The sequence below is a fragment of the Paenarthrobacter sp. YIM B13468 genome (assembly GCF_042788025.1).
Taxonomy (GTDB): domain Bacteria; phylum Actinomycetota; class Actinomycetes; order Actinomycetales; family Micrococcaceae; genus Arthrobacter; species Arthrobacter aromaticivorans.
Window position 1 is genome coordinate 54,238 of record NZ_JBHZPI010000002.1, and the last position, 26,292, is coordinate 80,529.

21 protein-coding genes are annotated in these 26,292 nt (G+C 62.8%); 11 read left to right on the top strand and 10 right to left on the bottom strand.

Going from position 1 to position 26,292, the window contains the following annotated elements:
• Positions 1-39 precede the first annotated feature (39 nt).
• Positions 40-1,419 (top strand): rhodanese-like domain-containing protein, encoded by a 1,380-nt coding sequence (locus ACFX4T_RS02260; RefSeq protein ID WP_377650661.1) that lies wholly within the window; start codon positions 40-42, stop codon positions 1,417-1,419.
• Between the two features lie 72 nt (positions 1,420-1,491).
• Here ACFX4T_RS02260 and ACFX4T_RS02265 read toward each other — a convergent pair whose 3' ends face one another.
• The 3 genes from ACFX4T_RS02265 to ACFX4T_RS02275 all read right to left on the bottom strand — a co-directional run bounded on the left by ACFX4T_RS02265 (position 1,492) and on the right by ACFX4T_RS02275 (position 4,968).
• A complete protein-coding gene (locus ACFX4T_RS02265; RefSeq protein WP_223946639.1) occupies positions 1,492-2,172 on the bottom strand; it encodes a FadR/GntR family transcriptional regulator in 681 nt (226 codons plus the stop codon).
• Entirely contained in the window at positions 2,169-3,449 is a 1,281-nt protein-coding gene (locus tag ACFX4T_RS02270; RefSeq protein ID WP_377650662.1) for an MFS transporter, read from the bottom strand. Before ACFX4T_RS02270 ends, ACFX4T_RS02265 begins: the two co-directional genes overlap by 4 nt.
• A gap of 76 nt (positions 3,450-3,525) precedes the next feature.
• Positions 3,526-4,968 carry a PucR family transcriptional regulator gene (locus ACFX4T_RS02275; protein WP_216927352.1) on the bottom strand — a complete coding sequence of 481 codons (1,443 nt, stop codon included), beginning with the start codon at positions 4,966-4,968 and terminating at the stop codon, positions 3,526-3,528.
• 146 nt (positions 4,969-5,114) lie between these two features.
• Between ACFX4T_RS02275 and ACFX4T_RS02280 the strand changes: the two genes are divergently transcribed.
• Positions 5,115-6,545, top strand: coding sequence for a gamma-aminobutyraldehyde dehydrogenase (locus tag ACFX4T_RS02280; RefSeq protein ID WP_223946637.1), 1,431 nt, complete (start codon positions 5,115-5,117; stop codon positions 6,543-6,545).
• A gap of 54 nt (positions 6,546-6,599) precedes the next feature.
• Entirely contained in the window at positions 6,600-7,955 is a 1,356-nt protein-coding gene (gene gabT / locus ACFX4T_RS02285; RefSeq protein WP_377650663.1) for a 4-aminobutyrate--2-oxoglutarate transaminase, read from the top strand.
• Positions 7,956-8,398: 443 nt separating this feature from the next.
• Here the strand turns inward: gabT and rarD are convergent, their stop codons facing one another.
• Complete coding sequence (gene rarD / locus ACFX4T_RS02290) at positions 8,399-9,493, bottom strand: EamA family transporter RarD (protein ID WP_377650815.1); 1,095 nt, start codon at positions 9,491-9,493, stop codon at positions 8,399-8,401.
• Between the two features lie 128 nt (positions 9,494-9,621).
• On the opposite strand from rarD, the gene ACFX4T_RS02295 reads away from it, so the two are divergent.
• The 6 genes from ACFX4T_RS02295 (at position 9,622) to ACFX4T_RS02320 (ending at position 17,449) form a co-directional block, all read left to right on the top strand.
• Positions 9,622-11,073, top strand: coding sequence for an FAD-dependent oxidoreductase (locus ACFX4T_RS02295; protein WP_377650664.1), 1,452 nt, complete (start codon positions 9,622-9,624; stop codon positions 11,071-11,073).
• Positions 11,074-11,221: 148 nt separating this feature from the next.
• On the top strand, positions 11,222-12,565 hold the full coding sequence (locus ACFX4T_RS02300; RefSeq protein WP_377650665.1) for a GAF domain-containing protein: 1,344 nt from the start codon (positions 11,222-11,224) through the stop codon (positions 12,563-12,565).
• Positions 12,566-12,661: 96 nt separating this feature from the next.
• Entirely contained in the window at positions 12,662-14,185 is a 1,524-nt protein-coding gene (locus tag ACFX4T_RS02305) for an aldehyde dehydrogenase family protein (RefSeq protein WP_377650666.1), read from the top strand.
• A 94-nt stretch (positions 14,186-14,279) separates the two neighbouring features.
• On the top strand, positions 14,280-15,302 hold the full coding sequence (gene adhP / locus ACFX4T_RS02310) for an alcohol dehydrogenase AdhP (RefSeq protein WP_216924996.1): 1,023 nt from the start codon (positions 14,280-14,282) through the stop codon (positions 15,300-15,302).
• Positions 15,302-15,736 carry a DUF779 domain-containing protein gene (locus tag ACFX4T_RS02315; RefSeq protein WP_377650668.1) on the top strand — a complete coding sequence of 145 codons (435 nt, stop codon included), beginning with the start codon at positions 15,302-15,304 and terminating at the stop codon, positions 15,734-15,736. The genes adhP and ACFX4T_RS02315 overlap by 1 nt, the downstream gene beginning before the upstream one ends.
• A 156-nt stretch (positions 15,737-15,892) precedes the next feature.
• The gene (locus ACFX4T_RS02320; protein ID WP_377650669.1) at positions 15,893-17,449 is read left to right on the top strand and encodes an amino acid permease; all 1,557 of its coding nucleotides are present in this window, start codon (positions 15,893-15,895) and stop codon (positions 17,447-17,449) included.
• Between the two features lie 141 nt (positions 17,450-17,590).
• Here ACFX4T_RS02320 and ACFX4T_RS02325 read toward each other — a convergent pair whose 3' ends face one another.
• The 4 genes from ACFX4T_RS02325 to ACFX4T_RS02340 form a co-directional block, all read right to left on the bottom strand.
• Positions 17,591-18,226 (bottom strand): DUF2461 domain-containing protein, encoded by a 636-nt coding sequence (locus ACFX4T_RS02325; RefSeq protein ID WP_377650670.1) that lies wholly within the window; start codon positions 18,224-18,226, stop codon positions 17,591-17,593.
• 130 nt (positions 18,227-18,356) lie between these two features.
• Positions 18,357-19,838 (bottom strand): catalase, encoded by a 1,482-nt coding sequence (locus ACFX4T_RS02330; RefSeq protein WP_223946628.1) that lies wholly within the window; start codon positions 19,836-19,838, stop codon positions 18,357-18,359.
• Between the two features lie 14 nt (positions 19,839-19,852).
• The gene (locus tag ACFX4T_RS02335; RefSeq protein ID WP_223946627.1) at positions 19,853-20,332 is read right to left on the bottom strand and encodes a Fur family transcriptional regulator; all 480 of its coding nucleotides are present in this window, start codon (positions 20,330-20,332) and stop codon (positions 19,853-19,855) included.
• Between the two features lie 30 nt (positions 20,333-20,362).
• On the bottom strand, positions 20,363-21,157 hold the full coding sequence (locus tag ACFX4T_RS02340; RefSeq protein WP_223946626.1) for a hypothetical protein: 795 nt from the start codon (positions 21,155-21,157) through the stop codon (positions 20,363-20,365).
• Between the two features lie 108 nt (positions 21,158-21,265).
• Between ACFX4T_RS02340 and ACFX4T_RS02345 the strand changes: the two genes are divergently transcribed.
• Both ACFX4T_RS02345 and htpX read left to right on the top strand, forming a co-directional pair.
• Positions 21,266-22,537, top strand: a complete 1,272-nt coding sequence (locus ACFX4T_RS02345; RefSeq protein ID WP_223946625.1) for an MFS transporter — start codon at positions 21,266-21,268, stop codon at positions 22,535-22,537.
• A 115-nt stretch (positions 22,538-22,652) separates the two neighbouring features.
• Entirely contained in the window at positions 22,653-23,522 is an 870-nt protein-coding gene (htpX, locus tag ACFX4T_RS02350) for a zinc metalloprotease HtpX (protein ID WP_223946624.1), read from the top strand.
• Positions 23,523-23,620: 98 nt separating this feature from the next.
• Here the strand turns inward: htpX and efeB are convergent, their stop codons facing one another.
• Positions 23,621-25,060, bottom strand: a complete 1,440-nt coding sequence (gene efeB, locus ACFX4T_RS02355) for an iron uptake transporter deferrochelatase/peroxidase subunit (protein ID WP_223946623.1) — start codon at positions 25,058-25,060, stop codon at positions 23,621-23,623.
• On the bottom strand, positions 25,057-26,253 hold the full coding sequence (gene efeO / locus ACFX4T_RS02360) for an iron uptake system protein EfeO (protein WP_223946622.1): 1,197 nt from the start codon (positions 26,251-26,253) through the stop codon (positions 25,057-25,059). Before efeO ends, efeB begins: the two co-directional genes overlap by 4 nt.
• Positions 26,254-26,292: the final 39 nt, after the last annotated feature.

Consider the following 26,292-nt stretch of genomic DNA (forward strand, 5'->3'; position numbering starts at 1 on the left):
ATGGGCTGTAAGTGACCCCGCGTTGCTTTAACCTGAGGTATGGACGTCGTCGTCATTGAAACGCCCCAGTTGGGGGACCGGAGCTACCTGGTGCATGACGGCAGCGTGGGCTTGGTGATCGACCCCCAGCGGGACACCGATCGGATAGAGGCGGCAGCGAGGGAAGCCGACGTCCGGATCACCCATGTGGCCGAAACCCATCTTCACAACGACTACGTCACTGGCGGTCTGCTGCTCGCCGAGGCGCATGGTGCCGCTTACCTGGTCAATGCCGATGACCATGTTGAATTCAGTCGCGTGCCCGTCTCTGACGGACAGGTGCTTCACGTCGGCCGGCTCACTGTGACGGTGGTTGCCACGCCTGGCCACACGCACACTCACCTCTCGTACGTGGTGCGGGAGGACGCGCACGACGGCGGCACTGAGGCTGTGTTTTCCGGCGGCAGCTTGCTCTATGGTTCAGTCGGGAGGACGGACCTGGTGTCTCCTGATGACACTGCAAAGTTGGCCCACGATCAGTACTCTTCCGTCCGGCGCCTTGTTTCCTCGGCATCGCCGGGCGCAGCGCTTTATCCAACACACGGCTTCGGTTCCTTTTGCTCCGTGGGGCCCTCCAGCAAGGTGAACGCCTCAACCATTGGCCAGCAAGCCGCCGCCAACCATGCCCTGACTGATCCCAACGAGGACCATTTTGTGGCCGAGCTGTTGGAGAACATCACAGCCTATCCGGCCTACTACGCACACATGAGCCCCCTCAACGCGGCCGGGCCCGGTGTAGCGAACTTGCAGGTGCCTGATTCCGTGGACGCCGCAGAGCTGAGCCGTCGCTTGGGAGCGGGGGAGTGGGTGGTGGATCTGCGGCACAGAGTGGCTTTCGCGGACAGCCATCTCCAAGGCAGCGTGAGCTTCGAGTACGGGCGGGGCGATAACTTCACCAGCTACCTCGGCTGGGTGATCCCGTGGAACCAACCCCTTACCTTGCTGGGCCCGTTGGATGAGGTGGAGAAGGCGATCCGCGATTTGGCGAGGATTGGCATCGATGGTCCGGATGCCGCCGTCGGGCCTGATGCCACGGTCCTGAACGTTGGTGCGCTGGCACCTGACCATCCAAGGGCGAGCTACGAGCACGGGGATTGGGCTGTACTCCTCAAAGACCGGGAGCCTGAGGACGTGGTGCTGGATGTTCGCCGCCCCGAGGAATACAAGGCGTCGCACGTCAAGGGAGCGCTCAACGTTCCCGTCTATGAGTTGCTTGGCAGGATCACTGAGCTGCCGGACGCCAGGCTCTGGGTGCACTGTGCCACGGGATACCGGGCGAGTGTCGCAGCGAGTCTCCTGGACCGGGCCGGGCGCGAGGTGGTGCTGATCAACGCGAAGTTCAGGGACGCTGCCGGGGTGGGAATCGAGACTGTGTCATAGCAGGCCCGGTGATCCGTTGCAGGCCCGCTATCTCGTCGCTGGGCAACAACGGATCAGCGGGCTGGCAACGGATTAACGAGGGGTCTTGTCTGCGCAGAAATCCAGGTTCCGGTAAACGCTCTGGACAGCGGCGTCGGGATCGTGTGCTTCCAACGCGTCCACCAGTTCGTCGTGGCCTTCGCGGGGGATGCCGTTGAAGCCGCCCTTGCGCTGCTGGCGGAGGAGGTCGTTGTGGAAGACCCCGCCAAAGGAGACGTAGAGCTGATGTAGCAGCGGGTTTCCTGATGCCAAGGCAACGCGTTCGTGGAATTCCCAATCGGCGCGCGCCCACGTGGGGTAGTCCTCGGACTGCCAGGCGTCATGGCGCAGAGCCAGGAGGCGGCGCATCTCGGCCAAGTCTTCGGCTGTGGCGTGCTTGGTGGCGAGGCGGGCCGCCTGGGTGTCCAGGCCGAGCCGCACTTCCACGATGTGTTCCTGGGTGTGCTCCAAGTACATACGCTGTGCCGCGCCGGACATTTCGCTGTTGGCCCGCACGTATGTGCCGTCACCGCGGCGGACTTCGAGCATGCCCGAGTGCGCCAATGCCTTGATGGCCTCGCGGAGGGTTCCCCGGGAAACGCCCAGGGTTGCCATGAGTTCAGGCTCTGCCGGGATGCGCTCCTGGAGCGGCCATTCGCCTGATTTGATCATGTCCCGCAGCTTTGCAGTGATCTCCTCGGCGAGGGCCGGGCGATGCGAAGGGGTCAGGGTCATGCTGTCCTCGGTCCGGTCTTGGTAGCAGTGCGCTTGCTCGTGAGCATGTGGCAGGTAACCATGAGCGCCACCGCCACGATGGAGAGCAGGCTCATTGGCAGCGCCCAGCCGCCCGTTGCGCTGTGGAGCAGCCCCATGCCAAAGGGGCCAATTGCCGCAATCAAGTATCCCAGCGATTGGGCGATCGTGGAGAGCGCGGTGGTTTCCGCTGTCGACCGTCCGCTGCGGCTGATGATTACCAGGACCAACGGGAAGATGCCCAACCCGAAGCCGAACAGCACAGCAGGCACAACTGCCAGCGACGTCGGCAGCCAGACCATGGCGGCAATGGCAACCAGCGTGGAGCTGCTTGCGAGGTAGAGGGCAGGCCGCAGCATTCCGGGCCTGGAGCCGAAGGCGAGCAGGATCATGCCTGCGGCCACGGAGACCAGCTGCATGACGCCAAATTGCAGACCGCTTTCGGAGGCGCTGAGGCCCTGGGACGTGAGGATGTAGGCGAACCAGCTCATCACGGCGTAGGCGAGGAAGGCCTGGAAGGTGAAGATGGCCGTGATCAGGATGCCCAGGCGAGTGCGGAGGAGGGGCCACATGGATACGCGCGGACGATCCGTCCTGGTGGAGTTCCGGTGCGAGTGCAGGACCACTGGCAGGAAGCCCAGCAGTGCTGCGACGCCCAGGATTCCCCAAGCGGCAAGACCCATCGACGGCGAACCAAGCTGCTGCGCCAAGGGAACGCTGACGGCCGCTGCGAAGGTGGCGCCACCGGACATCGTGAATGTGTAGAGGCCGGTCATCATGGAGGTCCGGTCGGCGTGGTGCTCCCGGATGAACGACGGCATGGCCACGTTGCACACGGCAAGTCCGGACATCGCCAGGACTGTTCCGCCAAGGAGCGCACCGGTGGCCGGTATGCCACGAACCAGTAGACCCCCGGCCAGCAAGGCCAAGGCAATCGCGATGGCCTTCTCCACGCCCACCCGGCGGGTTAGCCACGAGGTCCCCATCCCCGCAACCGCGAAGCACAGCAGCGGAATCGAGGGCAGGATCGATGCCACCAGCGCGCCGTAGCCCAGCACCTGCTGCAGCTCATGGAACAGGGCCGCAGCGCTGGTGATGCCGGCGCGCAGGTTCAGCCCGATCAGTACCACGGCGATGATTCCGACGACGGCGACCACACGAGTCTTAGGGACGGCCTGGCTCGCGCTTGTTGCCATCGAAGCAGTGGCAATCGTAGGGATGTTTCCTGTGGTGGGGGTAAGAGGGGTCGTCGCAGCCATATCTAAAGGTTAGACGTTTGACGTCTAATGTCTACACTTTTGTGGTGAACCTCTCCAGGGACTTCAGAGGGGCCCCCTACCGCGGGTTGCGCGAACCCAAGCGCTGCACCGCCAAAGCGAGCCACAACTGCACCCGGTCCTGCGTTTGGGATGGGTCATAGCCAGTCAGTTCGGTGATCTGGGCCAGTCGGTACCGCACAGTATTGCGGTGCAGGGTCAGGGCTTCGGCGACGGCGGCGACGGACCCGTTGTGGTTCAAGTAGCTTTCCAGCGTGGCTACCAGTTCAGCACCGTGGGCGGCATCGAACTTCCTCAATGGTGTGAGCGACTCGCTGGCCATGTCGGCCAAGGGGACATCCTCGCTCGCCAGCAGGAGGGATGTGAGGCTCAGCCGTTCGGGCTCGTTGACCGGTAAGCCGTGCGCTACGGCGTCGCGCGCTTCAAAGTAGCTCCAGCGCAGGCCGTTCGGCTTGGTGTAGGCGCCGCCGATTCCGATCACGGCGTGGATCCCGGCCTCCTGCAAGTGATCGCTCAGGCTCTTGGCCAAGGCTGTCGCGGAGCTGCCGTCGTCGGTGATGACGGTGACCAGATCCTTCCCGACGACGGCGCTGACGCCGGCTTCCAGCGCCTGGGGCAGCGAGATGTTCACCAGTTGTTTATGGTGTGCCGTGGACTCCGCCACGAGCACCACGTTCTTCCGGGTGCTGTTGATTCCAACGCCTGCCAAACGGCGGGCAGCTTCTATGGTTTCCAGGGTCCCGTGGATGACGTCGTCCAGAACCTGTCCAGCCATGGCGCGCTGGGCCTGCCGCTGCTTGACCATGTTGTTCAGCTCCACGCTGATGAGGTTCTGCGCGTAGCTGACGATCCCCGAGTCCACGAACGGCTGGCGCAACCACAGCGTGCAGGCATCCCTGCGGCCGGTGGGGATCGGGTACGAAGCCCAGCCATCCGCCGTCGGGGCCGGTTTTCCGGGAACGCTGTTGTAGAGCTGCGCGCTGAACTGCGTGAGCACAACATCAGTGCGCAGCATGCTGCCCAACTGTTTCAGGAGCTCGCCCAAGCCGCCGCCAGTGAGGAGTGACCGGGCCAGGATCTGGTGTCCGGCCAGAAGCCGTTCCAGGTTTGAGTAGTGGTCAGCTGAATGTGACTCGGCGACGAGCTTTCCGATCGCGATAAAGGGAATCTCGTAGGGCACTTCAACCAGGGGCAAACCCCAGCGGTTGGCTTCGGCGATGAGCGCCTCCGGAACGGACTCGTGGGTGAGGCCGATGCCGAAGCCGATGCCCACCGCACCTGCCCGCTGGACCTGCCGGACGAATCGGCGCTGGTCGGCGGCACTCTTCAGGCGCAGGCCCGTAGTGAGGACCAATTCCCCGCCGCTAAGGAAGCGCTGTGGATCCTCCAGCTCGGTTACGGCCACCCAACTGATGTCCTGGGTCCAGGTTGCCTCTGCGCTACCTGTTTTACGGAGCTTCAATGACGGGACAGCGACGAGCGAAGAGAGGGACATTGCCATGGTTACAAGCGTAACCCGGCGCTGGTCAAGCGCACTAAGGAGGGTATGCCGGTGTGTGCAGCTGACTATTCCTTGGACCCCTCCGCTGGCATAGGCTCTGATCAGCTAAAACCCATGCCCCAGACACCGAAAGAGGGTTGCACACCGTGGTTCAAACCTTGCAGAACTTCATCAACGGCGAATTCGTTACGCCGGCAGGTACGGGTCTCCTGGACATCGTGAACCCCACCAACGGGGAGATCGTTGCCAAGTCGCCGATTTCGGTGCAGGCCGATGTTGACGCCGCCATGACTGCAGCCAGCGAGGCCTTCAAGACGTGGAAGCACGTTACGCCGGGCCAGCGCCAGCTCATGCTGCTCAAGCTCGCCGACGCCGTGGAGGCCAACAGCGAAGAACTCGTTGACGCCCAGCACCGCAACACCGGTCAGGTGCGTTCCCTGATCGCTTCCGAGGAAGTTGCCGCCGGCGCAGACCAGCTCCGCTTCTTCGCAGGTGCGGCACGCATCATGGAAGGCAAGTCCGCCGGGGAATACTTTGAGGGCCACACCTCCTACGTTCGCCGCGAACCGATCGGCGTCGTTGCCCAGGTTGCCCCTTGGAATTACCCGTTCCTGATGGCCATCTGGAAGATCGGCCCCGCCCTCGCAGCCGGCAACACCGTTGTCCTCAAGCCCTCGGACACCACCCCGGAATCCACTCTGGTGCTGGCCCGCCTCGCCGGTGAAATCTTCCCCGCCGGCGTGCTCAACGTTGTCCTCGGCACCGGCGAAACCGGCGCGATGATGGTCGACCACAAGGTGCCCGGCCTCGTGTCCATCACCGGTTCCGTTCGCGCCGGCATCGCGGTGGCCAGCGGCGCAGCCAAGGGCCTCAAGCGTGCACACCTGGAACTTGGCGGCAAGGCTCCGGCCATTGTCTTCAAGGATGCCGACATCAAGAAGAGCGCAGCGGCCATCGCCGAGTTCGCCTTCTTCAACGCGGGCCAGGACTGCACTGCCATCACCCGTGTGCTGGTGGAAGACTCTGTCCACGATGATGTTGTGGCAGCAATGGTGGAGCACACCAAGACCCTGCACACTGGTTCGCAGAACGACGAAGAGAACTACTTCGGCCCGCTGAACAACGTGAACCACTTCAACGCCGTCACTTCGGTGGTGGAGCACCTCCCGGCCAACTGCAAGATCGAAACCGGTGGCCACCGCGCAGGCGAGAAGGGCTTCTTCTTCGAGCCCACCATCATCACCGGCGCCAAGCAGACCGATGACATCGTGCAGAAGGAAACCTTCGGTCCGGTCATCACCGTCCAGAAGTTCAGCACGGAAGCCGAAGCGCTCGAGTTGGCCAACGACGTCGAATACGCCCTGGCGTCCAGCGTCTGGACCACTGACCACGGCACGGCCATGCGCATGAGCCGTGACCTGGACTTCGGTGCGGTCTGGATCAACACCCACATCCTCCTGACGGCAGAGATGCCCCACGGCGGCTTCAAGCAGTCCGGCTACGGCAAGGACCTCTCCATGTACGGCGTTGAGGACTACACGCGCATCAAGCACGTGATGAGTGCATTAGATGCATAACGCATTCGCGTAACCCGTACCCCCACCACAGCTTCCCAGAAAGGCCAATTCCCCATGACCACTACCGCGAATGAACTCTCGTACCGCATCGAGCAGAAGCGCAACATCAACGGCGCCTTCCCCGGCCCCAAGTCGCAGGCGCTGGCCGAGCGTCGCTCCGCCGTCGTTGCTGCCGGTGTCGCCTCCGGCGTCCCCGTTTATGTTGAAGACGCCGACGGCGGCATCATCCGCGACGTCGACGGCAACTCCTTCATCGACCTCGGCTCGGGCATCGCCGTGACCAGCGTCGGCGCGTCCGATCCCGCCGTCGTCGCCGCTGTCCAGGAAGCTGCTGCGCACTTCACGCACACCTGCTTCATGGTGACCCCGTACGAGGGTTACGTAGCTGTGGCCGAGCAGCTCAACCGCCTCACCCCGGGCGACCACGTCAAGCGCACCGTGCTGTTCAACTCCGGCGCTGAAGCCGTGGAGAACGCCGTCAAGGTTGCACGCCTGGCTACCGGCCGCGACGCAGTGGTTGCCTTCGACCACGCCTACCACGGCCGCACCAACCTGACCATGGCGCTGACTGCCAAGGCCATGCCGTACAAGACCAACTTCGGCCCGTTTGCGCCCGAGGTCTACCGCATGCCCATGAGCTACCCGTTCCGTGAAGAGAACCCGGAGATCACCGGTGCCGAGGCTGCCAAGCGCGCCATCACCATGATCGAGAAGCAGATCGGTGGCGACCAGGTTGCCGCAATCATCATCGAGCCCATCCAGGGCGAGGGTGGCTTCATCGTGCCGGCCGAAGGTTTCCTCCCGGCACTGTCCGCATGGGCCAAGGAAAAGGGCATCGTCTTCATCGCCGACGAGGTCCAGTCCGGCTTCTGCCGCACGGGCGAATGGTTCGCCGTTGACCACGAAGGTGTTGTCCCGGACATCATCACCATGGCCAAGGGCATCGCCGGCGGCCTCCCGCTGTCCGCGATCACCGGCCGCGCCGACCTGCTCGACGCCGTTCACCCGGGTGGCCTCGGCGGCACCTACGGTGGCAACCCGGTTGCTTGTGCAGCCGCCCTCGCTGCCATCGACACCATGGAACAGCACGACCTCAACGGCCGCGCCCGCCACATCGAAGAGCTCGCCCTCGGCAAGCTCCGCGAACTGGCGGCTGAAGTTTCCGTAGTTGGCGACGTCCGTGGCCGTGGCGCAATGCTGGCCATCGAGCTCGTACAGCCTGGCTCGAAGGAACCGAACGCCGAGCTCACCAAGGCCGTTGCGGCTGCCTGCCTCCAGGAAGGTGTCATCATCCTGACCTGTGGCACTTACGGCAACGTGATCCGCCTGCTCCCGCCGCTCGTGATCAGCGATGAGCTGCTCATCGACGGCCTCGAGGTCCTCGCTGCAGCCATCAAGGCCCACGCGTAAGATTCTCACGCTGTATACAAGGAGGGCCGGGATTCCCGGCCCTCCTTGTGCGTTAACGGGCGGCGCGTCGAGTTCGCCGGAACGCGTCCAGACCGCTGGAGCTATCCGGCGATTTCGCACTGTTCCCGCGTCCTCGGCGCAAGGAAGCCACGGAAGCGCTCGACGGCGGAGCTTGGCCATGTCCGTCGAGTTGTCGACTTCGCCGGAACGCGTCCAGGCCGCTGGAGCTGACCGGCGGTCTGGCAGTGTTCTCGCGTCCTCGGCAGGGGATCGGAGCTCACGAAACCAACTCCACTCCGAGAACGCGGGAAAGCGCTGAGTTCGCCGGAGGTTTCCGGGTGACCTCGCACCGTTCCGGCGACCTCGCTGCAGGAAGCGCTCGACGGCGGAGCTCGCTTGGGTGCCTAGCGCCAGATGAGCGCCAGGTGACCGTTCAGCAGGGGCTAGGCTCCCGCAGCAGCTGCGATCCGGGCCTTCTTCTTCAGCGACGAGTTCTTCTTCGCTGTGCGCAGCATGTCCACCGTGAGCACCAGCAGGGCGAGCCACACCACGCAGAATCCGATCCAGCGGGCCGTGGTCATGGCCTCGTTGAAAACGGCCAGCGCCACGATGAACTGAAGAATCGGTGCGAAATATTGGAGAAGGCCGATGGTGGTCATGGGCAGGCGACGGGCTGAGGCGCCGAAGAAGAGCAACGGCACTGCGGTGATGACGCCGGATGCCAGAAGCAGCCAGAAATGTCCCGGGCCAAGGGCCGTGAGGGTGGCGACGCCACTCACGCCCAGTACAACCATGGTGACGGCTGCAAAGGGAGCCAGGACCACTGTTTCAACGGAGAGGCTGGTGAGCGCATCGACCCTGGGTCCAACCCGCTTCTTCACGAATCCATACAGGCCGAAGCTGAAGGCCAGGATAAGCGCGATCCAAGGGAGCTGCCCGTAAGAAAAGGTCAGCACGCCCACGGCAACAAAACCAATGCCCACTGCGGCCCACTGGAGTGGACGCAGCTTCTCCTTGAGCACGAATACGCCGAGCAGGACCGACACCAACGGGTTGATGAAGTATCCAAGGGACGTCTCCACTGCGTGCCCTGTGGTGACGCCGAAGGTATAGGTGAGCCAGTTGATGGCTATCAATCCAGCGGCCAAGGCCAACGGCCCAAAGACTGTGCGGTTCTTCACAGCGGCGCCGAAGACCCTCCACGCCCGCGTGACCGTGATCAGCAACGCGCAGAAGATCAGTGACCAAACGACGCGGTTGGCAACGATTTCGATGGCCCCCGCCGGTTGAAGCGCGAGGAAGTACAGCGGAAGCAGTCCCCACAGGCTGTAAGCGCCAATACCAAAGAGGATTCCCGCCGTCGACTCGCTCCAGATCGGCTTTCGTCCACGGTTCCTGGCGCCGGAAGTATCGCCGTTGAGTTCACTGCTGGACGCACTCGCAGTCGCGGCTTGGCTGGAAGCGGACGAGTTTGCGGTGATCTGCTCGGGTGTCGACACAATGTCGCCAACACCAAACGTGAGCGCAATATTCCGCAATGTTGGCATCAATCGCCTGTTTTCGTGTGACTCCCGCCATATAGGAGGCCGGGTGCAGGGCAGACATCTAGAATTGGAATCTGCGCGCCCCAACAACGGCGTGGCTTACTGCTTCGGAAGGGCTTACGGTGTCCAACTCAGCCGGAACCACCCCCAAACGTCCGCTTCGCGTCGCCATCGTGGGCGCCGGTCCCGCCGGCGTGTACGCCGCCGACATCCTGACCAAGTCCAACGAGGTCAAGGACGGGGACGTGGAGGTCAGCATCGATCTCTTTGAGGCGTACCCTGCCCCCTATGGGCTGATCCGCTACGGTGTGGCACCGGATCACCCCCGCATTAAGGGCATCGTCAATGCCCTGCACAAGGTGCTGGACAGGGGGGACATCCGTTTCCTTGGCAACGTGACCTACGGCCGGGATCTGTCGCTTCACGATTTCCGTGCTTTCTACGACGCCGTGATCTTCTCCACGGGGGCCATCAAGGATGCGGACCTGAACATTCCCGGCATCGGGTTGGACGGGTCCTTCGGCGGAGCCGATTTTGTTTCCTGGTACGACGGACACCCGGACGTTCCCCGCGATTGGCCGCTGGATGCCAAGGAGATTGCGGTCATCGGCAATGGAAACGTTGCCCTTGACGTGGCTCGCATGCTGGTCAAGCACCCCGATGAGCTGCTGGTCACCGAGATCCCGGAAAACGTGTACGAGGGGTTGAAGAAATCGCCTGTTACCGACGTCCACGTGTTTGGTCGCCGCGGCCCTGCACAAGTAAAGTTCACCCCGCTGGAATTGCGGGAGCTGTCCCACTGCAACGACGTAGACATTGTGCTGTACCCGGAGGACTTCGAGTTTGATGAAGCCTCCGATGAGGCAATCCGTACCAACAACCAGATCAAGACCATGGTCAACACCATGACCAACTGGCTGGTGGAGGAACATGCGGAATCCGATCAGCCATCCTCGCGCCGCCTGCACTTGCACTTCCTGCATAGCCCGGTGGAAATCCTGGACTCGCCGGAAACTCCCGGCAAGGTTTCCGGCATCAAGTTCGAGCGCATGCAACTGGACGGAACCGGCAACGTCAAGGGAACCGGGGAATTCGTGGAGTACCCGGTGCAGTCCGTCTACCGCGCGATCGGCTACCACGGCTCGCCGCTTGAGGAGCTTCCGTACGATGCCCGCCGCGGTGTCATACCGAACGACGGCGGTCGCGTCCTGGATGCCGACGGCAAGCCCGTACCGGGAATTTACGCCACTGGCTGGATCAAGCGCGGACCAGTGGGCCTGATCGGTCATACCAAGGGCGATGCGCTTGAGACCATCGGCTGCCTCCTCGAAGACCGGCTGACGTTGCCTCCAGCAGAGAACCCGGATCCGCAGGCGATCATCGATCTCCTCGAGGAACGTGGCATCGAATACACCACTTGGGAGGGCTGGAACCGCCTGGATGCTCACGAGGCCGCCCTCGGTGCGGCCTGGTCGAAGTCCCAGTCCGAGTCCGGATCCAACGGCAATGGCGTGATCCGGGAACGCATCAAGGTAGTCCCGCGTGAGGAAATGATCCAGATCTCGCGCGGCTAACCCTTGGGATGATGCAGAGCCAACGTCCTGAATCGGCTTCCGAAAGACGCCAGCTGTACACAAACTCCATTCCTGGAACTAGACTTTCGGGTACTGTGCCGCCAGCACATGCGCAGCGCAGTGTCGTTGCGGATTACCGGGGAGTTCGATGAGGAATCCAATCCATCCGCCTGTTCCAGGCAGCGAAGCCGGAAGGCTGCTGCAGAAGCGCGCCTTGGCTGGCCACGAACAACTGGATATGCTGCGGGCCGGGACTCCGGAGGAAATCTCCGGCCTCCGACGCTTGGTGCGCGAATCCTGGCAGCGTTCGGCCAACCTGCTGGCCAATCCCGATGTTCCGGAAGCGCCACTCGCGATGGACCGCGACGAACTGGAGGACTACCGCCGTCAACACCCGCTGGCCGCGATCATGCCGGTCATCAGGAAGTTGCTGGTCCAGCCCAGCCATGACAGTGGGCTGCTCGTCGCGGTGGGAGATGACGTCGGGCGGCTTTTGTGGGTGGATGGCGATCCCGTCATGCAGCGCAGGGCCGAGGGAATGATGTTCGTTGCGGGCGCCGACTGGTCCGAAGCCTCAGTGGGTACAAGTGCCCCCGGGACGGCGCTTGCCTTGGATCGCAGCATCCAGATCTCCGGTGCCGAGCACTTCAAGAGATCAGTGCACCCGTGGAGTTGTACTGCTGTTCCCTTCCATGATCCCGATTCCGGTGCCGTGTTGGGCGTCGTGGACATCACCGGAACGGAGACCGCGGTTGCCCCGCACACGGTATCCCTGGTGGAAGCAACCGTTGCGGCCGCGCAGGCGCAGTTGCGCATCGAGCGTCTCCAGCTCGCTGCTGCCGTGCGGGAAAAACCACAACGCCGCAGCTCAATTTCCGCTTCCAGCCACACTCTTTACCGGAATAGCCTGCAGTTGTTGGGCCGCGACCAGGCCCTTCTCAGCATTGATGGCCGGACGGTTTCCCTGTCGGCCCGGCACAGCGAAATCCTGGCCATCCTCTGTAGCCAACCGGCCGGCCTCAGCGCGGATGACCTCTGCGCGCAGCTGTACCCCGGAGATGGATCGCCGGTGACGTTGCGGGCGGAAATGGTGCGCCTGCGCAAAGTTCTCCAGGAGCTCAGCCCCGAGGCGGTTCCAGAATCGAGGCCCTACCGCTTGCCTGTCGAGTTGCTTCCCGATTCGGGCCAGGTGCTCAGTTGCCTGCAGCGCGGTGCCCACCGGATCGCCTTGGAGATTTACAAAGGAGCAGTCCTGCCGCGCTCGGAGGCGCCCGGCGTCGTGCAGTTGCGTGAGCGGGTTGCGCATCTGTTGCGGGAAGCGCTGCTCAGCGATGGCAGCGTTGAGTCACTCCTGAAGTACGCTGAGCTGCCCGAGGCGAAGTACGACGTCGAACTCCGCCTTGCCGTGCTGAAGCTGCTGCCGCCGCGCTCACCCAAGCGGGCCGCCGTCGTGGCGGACCTTGAACGGATCGACACGGAATTGACAGCGTGAGCTGACTCACACTGTTGCAACGTAGCTGCAACCTGCCCGCTCCTAGGCTCGAATCAATGGCGACAGCCACCGTGATTCGCAGCAAAGGAGCTAGCAATGACCGTTTATGCACAGCCGGGTGCCGAGGGTTCGAAGGTCACCTTCAAGGACCGGTACGAGAACTGGATCGGCGGGGAATGGGTTGCTCCCGTCAAGGGCGCCTACTTCGAAAACATCACGCCCGTCACAGGCAAAGCTTTCTGCGAAGTTGCCCGTGGCACATCCGAGGACATCGAACTGGCACTCGACGCCGCGCACAAGGTCGCGCCCTCATGGGGCAAAACGTCAGCCACGGAACGCGCCGCGATTCTGAACAAGATCGCGGACCGGATCGACGAGAACGTGGAGCTGCTCGCCGTTGCGGAGACGTGGGACAACGGCAAGCCCGTCCGGGAGACCCTCAACGCGGACATTCCCTTGGCTGCCGATCACTTCCGCTACTTCGCTTCGGCTGTCCGTGCCCAGGAGGGCCACCTTTCCCAGCTCGACGAGGACACCACCGCCTACCACTTCAAGGAACCGCTGGGCGTGGTGGGCCAGATCATCCCCTGGAACTTTCCCATCCTCATGGCCGTGTGGAAGCTGGCCCCCGCGCTTGCCGCAGGTAACGCCGTGGTGCTTAAGCCAGCCGAGCAGACGCCAACGTCGATCCTGGTACTGATGGAATTGATCGGTGACCTGCTGCCCGCAGGCGTAGTGAACGTCGTCAATGGTTTCGGCGTCGAAGCCGGAAAGCCGCTGGCTTCCAGCCCCCGTATCCGCAAGATCGCCTTCACGGGCGAGACAACCACGGGCCGGCTTATCAGCCAGTACGCGTCCAACAACCTCATCCCTGTCACGTTGGAACTTGGCGGCAAGAGCCCCAACATCTTCTTCGACGACGTCGCAGCCCAGAATGACGCCTTTTACGACAAAGCACAGGAGGGCTTCACGCTGTTCGCCTTCAACCAGGGCGAGGTCTGCACCTGCCCATCACGTGCCTTGGTCCAGGAGGGGATATACGAGTCCTTCATGGCTGACGTCGTCGCCCGCACCAACAAGATCATCCAGGGCAACCCGCTGGACACGGAAACCCAGATCGGTGCCCAGGCTTCCAACGACCAGCTGGAGAAGATCCTCTCCTACATCGACATTGGAAAGCAGGAGGGCGCCAAGGTCCTCACGGGCGGCGCACGGGCAGAGCTTTCCGGTGACCTTGCCGGCGGCTACTACGTCCAGCCCACCATCTTCGAGGGACACAACCGGATGCGGATCTTCCAGGAGGAGATCTTCGGACCTGTTGTCTCCGTGACCAAATTCAGCGACTACAACGACGCAATCGGCATCGCCAACGACACCCTCTACGGTTTGGGCGCCGGGGTTTGGTCGCGCAACGGAAATGTCGCCTACCGCGCAGGCCGCGAAATCCAGGCCGGCCGCGTCTGGGTCAACAATTACCACGCCTATCCGGCAGGTGCCGCTTTCGGTGGCTACAAGTCCTCAGGCATTGGCCGTGAAAACCACGCCATGATGCTGGACCACTACCAGCAGACCAAGAACCTCCTGGTCAGCTACAACGAGAACAAACTCGGCTTCTTCTAGGAATTTGTGCACAGCTGATGCCCCTCATCGCGTTCGCAAGGGGCATTGGCTGTGCACCATCCGCTTCATTCATAGAGATCAAAGGAGATCGTCAATGTCCACAACCATGCAAGCTGCAGTAGTTACGGAGTTCGGAACCGACCTTAAGGTCATGGACGTGGAAAGGCCGACGCCGGGTCCCGGCCAAGCGCTGGTGCGCCTGATCACGTCGGGGGTATGCCATACGGACCTGCACGCTGCCGAAGGTGACTGGCCGGTCAAACCCACCCCTCCGTTCGTGCCGGGTCACGAGGGAGTGGGCGAAGTAGTGGCCCTCGGCGAAGGAGTAACGGACGTCGCGGTGGGGGACATGGTTGGAAACGCCTGGCTGTGGTCTGCCTGCGGAGATTGCCAGTACTGCCGAACTGGATGGGAAACGCTGTGCGAATCCCAGCAGAACGGTGGCTACAGCGTGGACGGTTCGTTCGGCGAGTACATGTTGGTGGACACACGTTTTGCAGCCCGCATCCCGAAGGGCTCGGATCCTGTGGAGGTTGCCCCGGTATTGTGCGCCGGAGTCACCGTCTACAAGGGACTGAAGATGACCGAAGCCAGGCCTGGCCAGTGGGTCACCATCTCCGGAATCGGCGGATTGGGACACATCGCGGTCCAGTATGCAGTGGCCATGGGACTTCGTGTTGCCGCCGTTGATATTGCCGACGACAAGCTGGCGTTGGCCAGGGAACACGGCGCTGAGCTCACGGTCAATGCACTGCATGAGGATCCAGCGGAGGTCATCCAGCGCGAAACCGGCGGCTGCCACGGTGTCCTGGTGACGGCGGTGCACCCCTCTGCTTTCGGGCAAGCGATTGGAATGGCACGCCGTGGCGGGACCATCGTCTTCAATGGGCTTCCTCCTGGTGACTTCCCGGCGCCGATTTTCGAGATCGTCCTTAAGGGGCTCACTGTGCGGGGATCGATTGTGGGCACCCGCCAGGATCTTGAGGAAGCGCTGGAGTTCTACGCACAAGGCAAGATCAAACCCACGGTCTCCACGCGTGAGTTGTCCGAGGTCAACGCGGTCTTTGACGAGATGAAGCACGCCAAGATCGATGGCCGAGTGGTTCTGAAGTTCTGATGGACCAACCCGTATTGGAAGCTGCGGTGACGCTCTCCGGGGAGACCTTTTCCCGGGTGGCGCTCGCCGCGGCCTCCGTCGAACTACTGCGGAAGCTCTGGGAGCAGCATGGCCCGCTCATGTTCCATCAATCCGGTGGTTGCTGCGACGGTTCCGCTCCCATGTGCTACCCGGCGGGGGAGTTCCTCACTGGTGATTCTGATGTGCTCCTGGGCCGGTTCGATATCAGTGCAGGCTTTGGAACCGGAGCGGGCGAGGATCCAAAGCCCCTCGAGTTCTGGATGTCCAGGGAACAGTTCGCCTACTGGTCCCACACCCATCTCACTGTTGACGTGGTCCCAGGCCGCGGAAGCGGCTTCTCTGTCGAGTCCCCGGAGGGGAAGCGGTTCCTGATCCGCTCCGCCCTCATGGACTGGAACGTCCCGGGAGTTTAGTGGTGTGACGGGGGCTACTAGCCTCCGTCACACCAGTCACATGAGTAACGTGGACGCGCAGGCCGTCTCACTATCTGGGATAAATATGGCCGTCCACTGACCGGACACTATTCTTGATGAGTCCTATACCACCCCCATCCAGAATGTGGCATTTTTATGAACATTTTCAGGACCAAGTCGATCGAGCAGTCGATCGCCGACGCCGACGAGCCCGGGCGCAAGCTGAAGCGAAGCCTCAGTACCTGGGACCTGATGATCATGGGTGTCGCCGTCGCTGTCGGTGCCGGTATCTTCTCCGTTGGCGCCAAGGCTGCCGCAAACTTTGCCGGCCCGGCCGTCACCATCTCCTTTGCCATCGCAGCCGTCACGTGCGCCTTGGCCATCATGTGCTATGCCGAATTCGCCACGGCAATTCCCGTGGCAGGCTCCGCTTACGTGTTCACTTATGCCACCATGGGCGAGGTGCTCGCGTGGATCATTGGATGGAACCTCATCCTCGAACTCTTTACTGCTGCCGCGGTGATCGCGAAGTACTGGGGCATCTACCTCAGCAAAGTCTTCGCCCTGATGGGCCTGGACATTCCGCCGGCGCTCAGCCTGGGCGGCGTTGACCTCTATTGGGGCGCCTTCCTGATTGTCGCGATCTTCACCGTGCTGCTGGTGCTGGGGACGAAGTTGTCCGCGCGCGTTGGCAACATCTTCACTTTGATCAAGATCGCCGTAGTGCTGTTCGTGATCGTTGTGGGCTTTAGCTATGTGAAGTTCTCCAACTACACCCCCTTCATTCCCGCCTCCGAGCCCACTTCCGGAACGGGTGCCGCTGATGTCATGAAGCAGTCCTTCTTCGGCTTCCTGACCGGTGCTGCTCCCGCCCAGTACGGCACCTTGGGCATCTTCGCAGGGGCTGCCCTGGTGTTCTTCGCCTTCATCGGCTTCGACGTCGTTGCAACCTCCGCGGAAGAGGTAAAGAACCCGCAGAAGACGCTGCCCCGCGGTATCTTCGGCGGCCTGGCAGTGGTCACGCTGCTCTACATCCTGGTCTCCCTTGCCTTGACCGGCATGGTCTCCTACACCCAGCTTGCTGAGGAAAAGAACCCCACGCTGACCACAGCTTTCGAGGCCGTGGGTAACAACGACGCCGCCAAGGTCATTGCCTTCGGATCCCTGGTTGGCCTGACGACGGTGATCATGGTGCTGCTCATGGGCCTTTCCCGTGTGGTGTTGGCCATGAGCCGCGATGGACTGCTCCCGCGATCCCTCTCCAAGACCAGCGACAAGCGCTCCACCCCTGCACGCCTGCAGATTATCTGTGGTGCGGCAGTGGCCCTGGTGGCCGGGCTGACCAACGTGGATCTCCTTGAGGAAATGATCAACATCGGAACGCTGTCCGCCTTTGTGATGGTCAGCCTGGGCATCCTGGTACTGCGCAAGAAGCGGCCGGACCTCAAGCCTGCGTTCCGGGTCCCCTTCGGCAAGGTCTTGCCCTGGGTGTCCGCCATCCTGTGCATCTACCTCATGACCAACCTGGCAGTGGAAACCTGGATCTTCTTTGCGATTTGGCTGATCATCGGCATGGTCATCTACTTCGCCTACGGGCAGCGCCACTCGCGGCTCAACGAGAAGTTCGCTTCAGCCAGGGCAGCCGTCAATGGCGATTCTGCAAACCCCGCGGTCAAGGGCGACGAGGACGAAGACTCCTTCACCAAGGTCTAAACCAATTCCAGCTGCTTGTCAGACAGCTGGCTTGAATCACCATCGAAAGCGCTCGGGAGCATCAATTCCCCGGGCGCTTTTGGTGTTCCTGGGCGCTCGACTGACGACGGACCCCGCGCTGTTCCGGGTGAGGACCAAAACCTAGGGCGCAGCGTGCTTCCCAACCCATTCCACCAGCGGCCTCAGCAGTTCCCAGCGGTCAGCGATCTCTTGTTTTGCTGAAGGCGTGGAGAGCCATTCCGGTTCACCAACCTCAACCCCGGCAGACAAGGACTTGTGCTTCAGGAGCTCGGCCCGTGGATGATCTTTGTCGAAGCCCCGCGGAACTGTCTTGAGTTTCTCGCCTTGGATGGCGAAGCCCGCCGCGGCAACCGAATCCACAATCTGCTGTAGTTCCCCTCCACTGTCAGGAGCGTCCACAGCCGCGCGGAAGCGTGCCAATTGCGCGGGAGTATAGGAATGGCAGCCGCCACCGACCAACAGACCATCGGCGCTTACCTGGAGGTAGAACCCGAGGCCTTCATGTGATGCTGCGAAGGCGCCCTGGGCCGTTTTGTAGGGCGACTTGTCCTGGGAGAACCTGACGTCCCTGTTTGGCCGGAAGATCTTCGCCGGCCCGAACTCAGGCTCCAGCTCCGAAAGGAGCGCCGCCAGCGGTTCCTTCACGGCGGCGTCGTAGATGTCTTTGTGCTCCAACCACCACTCGCGGTTGTTGTTCTCTTCCAGTTCTTCGTAGAAGCGGAAGGCTGCGGACGGAATTCCCTCGAATGTGCTCATGGAAGGATCCTATGGACCACGGCACCAGAGCGGCCAGAGCCCAGCCGGTCTATGTGGAAAACAAAGAAGAACACCCCGTTGCGGAGATCCGCAACGGGGTGTTCGACCTAATACTTACCGGCTCAGATGCTTAGAGCTTGTTGGCTGCTTCGGCGTCGGAAGCGGCCTGGCCTGCACCGAGGTTGGCGCGCAGCTTGGCGCCGAGTTCGGCGTCAACGTTGGTCCAGTACTGGATGGCGCGTTCCTTGATGTCGGCGCTCTTCACGCCACCCACGGCACCGGTGATGGTCTCCAGCAGGCGGGCCTTGGCGGCGTCGTCGTAAACCTCGCGGTACAGGGTACCGGCCTGGCCGAAGTCGCTGTCCTCGGAGTGCAGGGTGTGCGCGGAGAGGGTGAGCTCGCCGTCGTTCTCCCAGCCACCTGCCGGTGAAGCGGGCTCAAGAGCAGCCGGGCCACCAACGGAGTTCGGTGCGTAGACCGGGGTGGTGGGGGCGTTGAACAAGTAACGTCCGGCGCCGTCCTGGCTGTAGTTGTTGACCTGGTTCTTGGGCTGGTTCACCGGGATCTGGGCGTGGTTGGTGCCAACGCGGTAGCGGTGTGCATCGGCGTAGGAGAAGATGCGGGCCTGCAGCATCTTGTCCGGCGAGGCAGCGATACCCGGTACGAAGTTCGACGGCGCGAAGGTGGCCTGCTCGATCTGCGCGAAGTAGTTCTCCGGGTTCTTGTTCAGCTCCATGGTGCCCACGTGGATCAGCGGGTAGTCCGCGTGCGGCCAAACCTTGGTGAGATCGAACGGGTTGAAACGGTACGTCTTGGCGTCCTCGTAGGGCATGACCTGGACGTGCAGTTCCCAGGAGGGGAAGTTGCCGGCTTCGATGTTCTCGGAGAGGTCGCGGATGTAGAAGTCTGCATCCGAGCCTGCCAGCTCCTCGGCCTGGTCGCCGGTGATGGTCTTGACGCCCTGGTTGGACTTGAAGTGGTACTTGACCCAGAAGCGCTCACCAGCGGCGTTGATCCACTGGTAGGTGTGCGAGCCGTAGCCCTGCATTTCACGCCAGGAAGCCGGCAGGCCACGGTCGCCCATGAGCCAGGTGACCTGGTGTGCGGATTCGGGGGAGAGGGTCCAGAAGTCCCACTGCATGTCAGCGTCACGCAGGTGGGTACCCGGGAGGCGCTTCTGGGAGTGGATGAAGTCCGGGAACTTGATGCCGTCGCGGATGAAGAACACGGGGGTGTTGTTGCCCACGAGGTCGTAGTTGCCCTCGGAGGTGTAGAACTTCACGGCGAAACCGCGGGGGTCGCGCCAGGTGTCAGGAGAACCATTCTCGCCGGCAACGGAGGAGAAACGGATCAGCATGTCCGTCTCTACGCCCGGCTGCAGGAACGCGGCCTTGGTGTAGGCCGATACGTCCGAGGTGGTCTTGAACGTACCGAATGCGCCGCCACCCTTGGCGTGCACCACACGCTCCGGGACCCGCTCGCGGTTGAACTGCGCAAGCTTCTCCACCAGGTAGTGGTCGGTCAGGATGATGGCACCGTCGGCGCCGACGGACTTGGAGTGCGCGTCGGAAGTAACGGGGGCACCTGACTGGGTTGTTGAAATAGCAGTCATTGTTCTCCTTGTTCTTATTTTTGAGTTACGGACGTTTGTTTGGGGAGCTGTTGTTTTGCCTGGCAATCCTGGCAGATGCCCTGATAGAGGACGTCTGCGATCTGGATGGTCATTGGCTTGGAATTTTCATCCCAGTGCGGTGTGAGGCACGGTGCGTGTCCCACGGCGCAGTCCACGTCTTCCACGCGGCCGCAACTAACGCAGACGGCGTGGTGGTGGTTGTCGCCCACCCGGGTTTCATAGAGCGCCGGGGAGTGCGGGGGTTCAAAGCGGCGCAGCATCTGCAAATCCGTGAGGTCGCTAAGCACAACGTAAACGGACTGCGCCGTCAGTTCAGGGAGTTCTTTGCGGGCAGCGGCAAGGATGCCTTCTGCCGGGGAGTGCGGATGGTGCTGGACAGCGGCCAGCACTGCCAGCCGCTGTTTGGTCACACGCCTGCCGTGGGCATGCAGGGCACCGGCCCATGCTTCCTGGTCGGCTGTGTGATCGGTCATGCACTCATTGAATCACTTATTTTGAGCAGTTCACAATAAGGCAAAGCTAACTTCCGGCAAATTAAACAAATCCAGCATCGGATTGGCTTGCTCCGCAGCAGATCGACCCACCGCGTGGATGCGAAGGGCTGAACCCGGATTCCCGCCTTCGATAGCCACGCAGCTGAAGCCAGTGAGTCCACTTGTCAGCGGCAGGACACCCAGGGCGCTCCCCATCGCAACTAGTTCCCCCGGAAGGACACTGGAAATCGCGGCCGCCCCGCTGGCGGGCTCAATCACGCTGTGATGGCGGGCTGCGTCAACTGTCGCGACCAAGGGAACCGGCACCTGAACGGGTACGACGCCGGACGTGGCCGCAGGCGCGGACGCCACCTGCCCGGTGGGTGCTTCCGCGACGATGGCGGCACCAAGACCCAGCGAAACCCGGATCCGCGCATCGACGATGTCCAGGCTGTCCTCAGGCTCGGGCACGCGACGGTGGGCCGGCAGCGCGAGTTGGCGTCCCGGCGTCGTGCTTTCCGCCTCCCACCGAGCGAAGAGGTGAAACGTGGGCGTAGACGACTCAGCCACCGGCTCGCCAATAGCCGAACCTAGGGGGTGCCACCGGTTGGCGAACATCACGGCGAACCTCTTCGCTCCAAGGACGTCCTCCAATGCTGCCCGGGCGAGGTTGTGGCAGAACAACCAGTCGGCCGCCGAGGCTTCAGTAAATTCCGTGGAGGGGTCCGAGAGGCGGATCAGCACGTGCCCGGCCGTCAAAGGGTGGCGCGGCCTGGCAATTTCCCAGATGCCCGAGCGGAACAGCAAGCGTCGCGACAAGACCATGTGGACTCCTTCCCCCGGGTGAGCCTACCAACCAGCGCGTTACGGCGGGAGACGCACTATGGAAGCCAAACGGACAACAACGTCACTGGGGGTCGCTAGGGTGGCTAGGTGGCGAAATTACTGGCAGACATCACCCCGGTTAGGGAGAGCCCGGCTTTCCGGAGACTTTGGCTCGGGGCCTCGGTGGCTGCCATCGGTACCCAGCTCACGTTGGTGGCCGTCAGCTTGGAGGTTTACCGCCTGACCCAGGAGAGTTTCTACGTAGGCCTCCTGGGCATCTTCGCGCTGGTTCCGCTGGTCATCACCGGGCTTTACGGCGGATCCATTTCCGATGCCTACGACCGCCGCAAAGTAGCACTGATCGCATCCTTGGTGCTTTGGGCCACCACGGCTGGCTTGGCACTGCAAGCGTGGCTGGAGATCGGCAACATCTGGTTGCTTTATGCGTTGGTTGCCATCCAAAGCGGTGCACAAGGCATCAACGGTCCCGCCCGTAGCGCGATCATTCCGCTCCTTGTCCGCAAGGACCTGCTCCCTGCGGCGAACGCCTTGAGCCTGCTCACGTTCGGCCTGTCCATGACCGCCGGACCACTCCTGGCGGGTGTTTTGGTGGCCACCATCGGCTTCGGATGGACCTACACGATCGATGTCATCAGCTTCACTTTTGCCCTGTGGGGCCTCGCCAAACTCCCGCCGCTGCCACCATCAAAGGAGGCCGTCCGGCCCGGGCTTCGCTCCGTAGTTGAGGGTTTCCGGTTCCTGGGTACGCGGCCCAATGTCCGGATGACCTTCATCATTGACCTCATCGCCATGATCTGCGCCCAACCGCGCGCCCTGATGCCTGCAATTGGGGCAGTCATGATTGGCGGCGGTGAAACAACGGTGGGTGTGCTGTTGGCGTCTACCGCCGTGGGCGCCTTCCTGGCGGGATTGTTTTCCGGTCCCCTCGGCAGGGTGAGGCGCCAGGGCAGCGCAGTGGTGTGGGCAGTGGTTGGATGGGGCGCCTCGATTGCAGGCTTTGGCCTGGTGGTATTGCTGGCTGAAGATTCGGGCCGCGAGGGCGTAACTCCCTGGCTCCTTCCTGCTGCCCTATGTTGTGCGTTGGCGGGGATTTCCGATTCTGTCAGTGCGGTCTTCCGCACCACCATCCTCCAGTCAGCGACACCCGACCACCTGCGCGGAAGGCTGCAGGGAGTGTTCATTGTGGTGGTCGCAGGAGGCCCTCGAGTGGGGGACATGCTGGCAGGCGGTGTCACGCAATTCCTTAGCGAAGGCGGCGTGCTGCTGATTGGGGGGATCGTCTGCATTCTCTTGGCCTGGCTGGCATCGCGCATGCAGCCGGGTTTCGTCGCGTACGATGCGAAGCACCCGGTGCCGTAGCCAGCAGGGCTCGAGCGGGGCGACGCAGCCCAGGCGTGCTGCGGAACACGGCGACCGCCGTCGGCGTTAATCGATACAGAACTGTTCACGAGCCAACGAGAGTGGAAGAACAACCGTGCACAAACACAACAATGGACTCAAGACCGCGGCGCTTTTCGGTGTGCTGTGGGCGGTGCTGTTGGGTTTGGGCGCCATCATCGGGGCCGGCACGCGCAGCACCACGCCCATCTGGATCTTTGCCCTGATCGGGGTAGCCACTACTGCCTACGGATACTGGAACAGCGACAAGATCGCCATCCGCTCCATGGCGGCCTATCCGGTCACGGAAGCACAAGCCCCGCAGCTGTACCAGATTGTCCGGGAGCTTTCCGTGCGGGCAAACAAGCCCATGCCGCGGATTTACCTCTCGCCCACCATGACGCCGAACGCCTTCGCTACCGGGCGCAGCCCCAAGAACGCCGCTGTTTGCTGCACAGAGGGAATCCTGCATGTCCTTGACGCCCGCGAACTCCGGGGCGTCCTGGGCCATGAGCTTATGCACGTGTACAACCGTGACATCCTGACGTCTTCCGTGGCGGCTGCCGTTGCGGGCGTGATCACGTCCGTGGGGCAGATGTTGTTGTTCTTCGGCGGCGGGGATCGGCGCAACGCCAACCCGATCGCGATGATCGCCATGGCGCTGCTGGCGCCGTTCGCGGCCTCGCTGATCCAGATGGCGATCTCCCGCACCCGCGAGTACGACGCCGACGAGGATGGTGCCGAGCTGACCGGCGACCCACTGGCGCTCGCCTCGGCGCTGCGCAAGATCGAATCGGGCGTCTCCCAGCTTCCGCTCCCACAGGACCAACGGCTTGTGAATGCCTCCCACCTCATGATCGCCAACCCCTTCCGTGGCGGTGGCATGCGGCGTTTGTTCTCCACGCACCCGCCTATGCAGGAGCGCATCAGCAGGCTTGAACGGATGGCTGGGCGGCCGCTTTCCTAAGGACGCGGCTTACTCAACGCCTAAAACGTCGTGAACCCGCTATTCCGTGGTTGGCCAACAACGGGATAGCGGGTTCGCAACGTAATAGATGAATCAGCCTAGGCGAAAAGTCCTTCGCCGATGAAGCCGCCCTGCTGGGTCCCCGGAGGCACGGCAAAAAGCCCGGAGCCCGTGTGTTTCAGGTATTCCACGGACAAGGTATCGCCCTTGGCCAGCGCCAGCTGCATCGGAACGTAGTGGGTCCGTGGATCCTTCACGAACGCGATGAAGAACAATCCCGCGTCCAGATGCCCGAGTCCGTCTGAGCCGTCGGTGAAGTTGTAGCCACGGCGAAGCATCCGCACACCCCCATTCTGGTCGGGGTGGGCCAGCCGGACGTGCGAGTCCAAGGGAATGAGCGGGTCACCGTCGCGGCCCGCGAGCTTGAAATCGGGCGCCGTGAACTCTTCGCCACCGGACAACGGCGCTCCTACGCCCTTCGTCCGGCCGATCAGGCCTTCCTGTTCACGCAGGGACGTCCGGTCCCAGATCTCGATATGCATCTGGATCCTGCGCGCCACAAGGTAGCTGCCGCCCCTCATCCACTCTTCATTCGGTGAAGCGGGGGAGCCTACCCAGACATGCTCATCGAGGAGGGCGTTGTCCTCAACCTTGAGGTTGTTGGTGCCGTCCTTGAAGCCAAAGAGGTTGCGGGGCGTCACCTGCGCACGGGACGTGGAGGACGTGCGGCCAAAGCCCAATTGGGACCAGCGGACTCGCACCTTTCCGAAACCGATGCGCGCGAGGTTACGGATGGCGTGTACGGCTACTTGGGGGTCGTCGGCGCATGCCTGGACCACGATGTCGCCTCCGGTGCGGCCAGGTTGAAGGTCGTCACCCGGGAAATGCGGGAGGTCGATCAAGGCCTCGGGCCTGCGGCCGTCCAAGCCAAAGCGGACCTTGCCATTCTTCTCAAACAGCCCCGCGCCGAAACCGAAGGTCAAGGTCAATTGTGCGGCGGCCAGGTCCAGCGCCTCACCGGTATCTTCCGGCGGAGCATCGTAAGGGCCATCGACGGCGCCAGTCGCACCCGTAGTGCGGCCCGCCGTCATGGCCGCAGCCGCAGCAGTCCAGTCCTTCAGGAGCTTGATCAGCTCTTTCCGGTCCTCCGTGGTGACGTCGAACGCAGCCATGTGCAGGCGGTCTTGGGCCGGGGTGGTAATGCCGGCCTGGTGCTCGCCGAAAAAGGGAACAACAGCATCCCCTGCGTCGGATTCCGCGGCCGATGCAGCACCGGCTGTGACCAGGTCGTGGCCCAGGAAACCTGCGGCCAGACCAGCGACTGCTCCAGCGCCGCCCACTCCGGCAAGGGAAAGGAGGCCGCGGCGCGACAAGCGGGAGGTGCCAGCGGTGGCCGACGCACCGCCGTCGGACGTCCCCGTGGAAAGTTCGACGCCGGTCGCCTCGCCTGCGCGCGCGGAACCGTTCACATCCAGCGGCAGTCCGGCACCGGGGGCCTCCGGGGCGTCGCCGGTGTGCCCGTAGGGGCAGCCGCTCACAGCACGACGGCCGACGTGAGCTTGGACAGGGGTTCGCCCAAGGAGTCGACCAGTGCGGCGAGTTGCTGGATCTGATCCTCGCTCAGCTCGTTGTAGTAGGCGAAGCCATCGCCCTTGGCATGCTTCTTGAGCTCGGCCTGGAGGGCTGTGAACTTCTCGTCCAAGGACTTGGCAAGCTCTGCGTCTTTTTGAGCCAATGCCGGCTTCAGGCTCTCGAAGGCGATGCGGGCGCCGTCCACATTGGCCTGGAAATCCCAGAGGTCGGTGTGGGACCAGATCTCTTCCTCACCCGTCACCTTGCCGGTAGCAACCTCATCGAGGAGCTCCTTGGCGCCGTTGCCCAGCTTGTCGGCTGTCAGCTCCACTGTGCGGGTACGCGTTGCGAGGTCTGCAGTGTCTGAAACCAGCTGGGTGGATATCGCGCTACGTTCGGCCGGGGTCATGGCGGTGTAGTCCGCAGGCGGGAACAAGTCCTTCTCTGCGCGGTGCCAGCCGGTCCATTCCTGGCCGGGCTCGAGATCAGCCTCGCGTGCATCCAACTTGGGATCGAGATCGCCAAACGATTCTGCGACGGGCTCGATCCGCTCCCAGTGCATACGGGTCGCGGCGTAGAGCTCACGGGCCTTGGCGGCGTCACCGGCTGCGAAGGCGTCTGCAAAGGCTTTTGTGCCCGTGACGAGCTGCTCCGTTTGATCCTTGACATAGGCGGCGTACTGCTGGGACCCGGTCTCGAGGAGCTTTTGGAAATCAGCGTCCGCGCTCGGCTTGTTTCCCGATTCTGTGACCTCAAACGAAGCCCGGATGCCGTCGCCCTGCATACCCGGCTTGCAAGCGGTGGTGTACTTGCCGGCAGGAGCTGTAACTACAAGGTTGCGCGTAATTCCCGGGCCGATGTTTTCCACTTCACCGATGATCCGCAGGCCGTCCTCGGCCAGCAGATAGAACTCGGTGACCTCGGTGCCTTCGTTCTTCACGGCAAACGTCAGGTTGCCGCTGGGAGCGGTACCTGTGGAGACCTTGCACTCGTTCGCGGTGCTGCTGACCTGGATCGGCCCATCCTTGGCCGCCGTGGTTGTTTTCGTATTGTCAGTGCAGCCCACCACAAGCATGGGGACGGCCGCAGCCACACCGATGACGGTGAGGGTCCTGCGAAGCTTCGGGGACATGGACGGGGACAGGAACGTGCCAGGCATGGGGGTCCTTTGCGTTGGGGGAAGGCGCGGGGTGCGAGG

Coding starts and splice junctions, on each gene's coding strand:
- ACFX4T_RS02260 (WP_377650661.1), top strand. CDS start 40: ATGGACGTCGTCGTCATTGAAACGCCCCAGTTGGGGGACCGGAGCTAC.
- ACFX4T_RS02265 (WP_223946639.1), bottom strand. CDS start 2,172: ATGACCCTGACCCCTTCGCATCGCCCGGCCCTCGCCGAGGAGATCACT.
- ACFX4T_RS02270 (WP_377650662.1), bottom strand. CDS start 3,449: ATGGCTGCGACGACCCCTCTTACCCCCACCACAGGAAACATCCCTACG.
- ACFX4T_RS02275 (WP_216927352.1), bottom strand. CDS start 4,968: ATGGCAATGTCCCTCTCTTCGCTCGTCGCTGTCCCGTCATTGAAGCTC.
- gabT (WP_377650663.1), top strand. CDS start 6,600: ATGACCACTACCGCGAATGAACTCTCGTACCGCATCGAGCAGAAGCGC.
- ACFX4T_RS02300 (WP_377650665.1), top strand. CDS start 11,222: ATGAGGAATCCAATCCATCCGCCTGTTCCAGGCAGCGAAGCCGGAAGG.
- ACFX4T_RS02305 (WP_377650666.1), top strand. CDS start 12,662: ATGACCGTTTATGCACAGCCGGGTGCCGAGGGTTCGAAGGTCACCTTC.
- adhP (WP_216924996.1), top strand. CDS start 14,280: ATGTCCACAACCATGCAAGCTGCAGTAGTTACGGAGTTCGGAACCGAC.
- ACFX4T_RS02315 (WP_377650668.1), top strand. CDS start 15,302: ATGGACCAACCCGTATTGGAAGCTGCGGTGACGCTCTCCGGGGAGACC.
- ACFX4T_RS02320 (WP_377650669.1), top strand. CDS start 15,893: ATGAACATTTTCAGGACCAAGTCGATCGAGCAGTCGATCGCCGACGCC.
- ACFX4T_RS02325 (WP_377650670.1), bottom strand. CDS start 18,226: ATGAGCACATTCGAGGGAATTCCGTCCGCAGCCTTCCGCTTCTACGAA.
- ACFX4T_RS02330 (WP_223946628.1), bottom strand. CDS start 19,838: ATGACTGCTATTTCAACAACCCAGTCAGGTGCCCCCGTTACTTCCGAC.
- ACFX4T_RS02335 (WP_223946627.1), bottom strand. CDS start 20,332: ATGACCGATCACACAGCCGACCAGGAAGCATGGGCCGGTGCCCTGCAT.
- ACFX4T_RS02340 (WP_223946626.1), bottom strand. CDS start 21,157: ATGGTCTTGTCGCGACGCTTGCTGTTCCGCTCGGGCATCTGGGAAATT.
- efeO (WP_223946622.1), bottom strand. CDS start 26,253: ATGCCTGGCACGTTCCTGTCCCCGTCCATGTCCCCGAAGCTTCGCAGG.